Below are 1,453 nucleotides of genomic sequence, written 5' to 3'. Positions count from 1 at the left end.
CGCGGCTACCGTCTTGATAGTCGTACAGAACAATGCTGTCTAAATCCTGATATCGAGGTTCGATACTCGGCCCATCCGCACCAGAGCAATAAACCCACATATAGGATTTCACCCGCTCATCATTAATGACTTTGAGCGTGGTTTCATCAGCGTGGATGACTTTTTGCTTTAATAGATGTTGGTGCAGTAAATCATATACGGGTTTGAACAAGGCGGCCGATTTCATCATCCAGTCTGACATCGTTTGACGAGTTAATTCGATACCATGCTGTTTAAATAAGGTTTCTTGTCGATAGAGCGGTAACGCATATTGATATTTGCTGGTGATAAGCTGGCTCAATAGACTTGGCGTGGCAAAGCTTTTGGGGATTGGGCTGACTGGAACAGGCGCTTGTTTGATGTTGGCTTGCGTCCCTTTAGTGTCGCAATGCTTGCAGCTGTATTTTAACCTAACATGCTCAATCACTTTAATTTGTGCAGGAATAAACTTGAGCTTCTCGCTGCTATCTTGCCCCATCAAGCTCAGTCGATGACCGCAGTGACACTGTTTATCCGCTTCACTAATATCATGAGTGATAATTTCACGGGGCAGGTCTTTAGGCAGTGGCTTACGCTTGGCACGTTTTTTAGGGGAAATTGATCCATCACCTATTGTTAACTCTGCAAGCTCATCAACGGTGACTTCCGCTTCGTTAAACAATTCACCCTGATAATCATGGCTCTCGCTGCTGGCGCCGAAGCGCTTCTGTTGTGCTAAGCGAAATTGCTCAAGTAACTGTTGAACCGACTGCTTTAGCTGAGCGATTTCCGAATGTTGTGACTCCACAAGTTGGCTTGCCTCAAGCAATAATTGCTTAAGCAAATCAACATCATTGGGTAAGTTATCGGGTGCTAATTTCATAAGGTTATTATATCAAATGTCAGCCTAAACAAGGCATATACAGTGATCTAATTATCGAAAACTGCATACGTAATGGCGATCAATCAACTGTAACTCAAGCCTTTAACCTGTCGGTGCCCCAATACATCGAATCCTAAAAGTAGCCAATGAAACTCTTGCTCTGATAAGCTCATACACTCGGCTTCACACTGAGTTGGCCACTTAAATTTGGCCTGTTCGAGGCGCTTGTACCAAAGCGCGAAGCCAGTGTTATCCCAGTAGAGAATTTTTAATTTATCGCGGCTTTTATTACAAAAGACAAACACACTACCGTCGGTGGCCTGTAGCGACAGCTGTTGCTCAACGATAATCGCTAAGCCATTTATCGATTTACGAAAATCCACGGGTTCTCGATGCAGATAAACACAGGGAAGCTGTTGAAACATCAACATGCTTGCAGGCCTTTGATAAACTCAAGCAGATAGCTTGGAGGTAAAGAGCTTGGGAAAGTCCATAGCCCAGTTTGATGCTGTAAACAGATAGTCTGTTGCGACGTTACGGCTTGGGTGATAA

Annotated in this window: 2 protein-coding genes; both read right to left on the bottom strand. The window is 44.2% G+C overall.

Annotation, left to right across the window (positions count from 1 at the left end; translation table 11 throughout):
* Positions 1 to 901, bottom strand: a 901-nt coding sequence (gene tnpC, locus L2755_RS21965; protein ID WP_248982757.1) for an IS66 family transposase, incomplete at its 3' end; no start/stop codon positions are given.
* Positions 902 to 984: 83 nt separating this feature from the next.
* On the bottom strand, positions 985 to 1,332 hold the full coding sequence (gene tnpB, locus L2755_RS21960) for an IS66 family insertion sequence element accessory protein TnpB (RefSeq protein WP_248982756.1): 348 nt from the start codon (positions 1,330 to 1,332) through the stop codon (positions 985 to 987).
* Positions 1,333 to 1,453 lie beyond the last annotated feature (121 nt).

Source organism: Shewanella abyssi, assembly GCF_023284025.1.
In the GTDB taxonomy this organism is placed as follows: domain Bacteria; phylum Pseudomonadota; class Gammaproteobacteria; order Enterobacterales; family Shewanellaceae; genus Shewanella; species Shewanella abyssi.
The sequence above is the reverse complement of the archived record's forward strand: the minus strand, read 5'-3'. Positions and strand labels throughout refer to the sequence as shown.

What these genes read in the sequence shown, in the direction of transcription:
- tnpB (WP_248982756.1), bottom strand. Translation starts at nt 1,332, where the DNA reads ATGTTGATGTTTCAACAGCTTCCCTGTGTTTATCTGCATCGAGAACCC.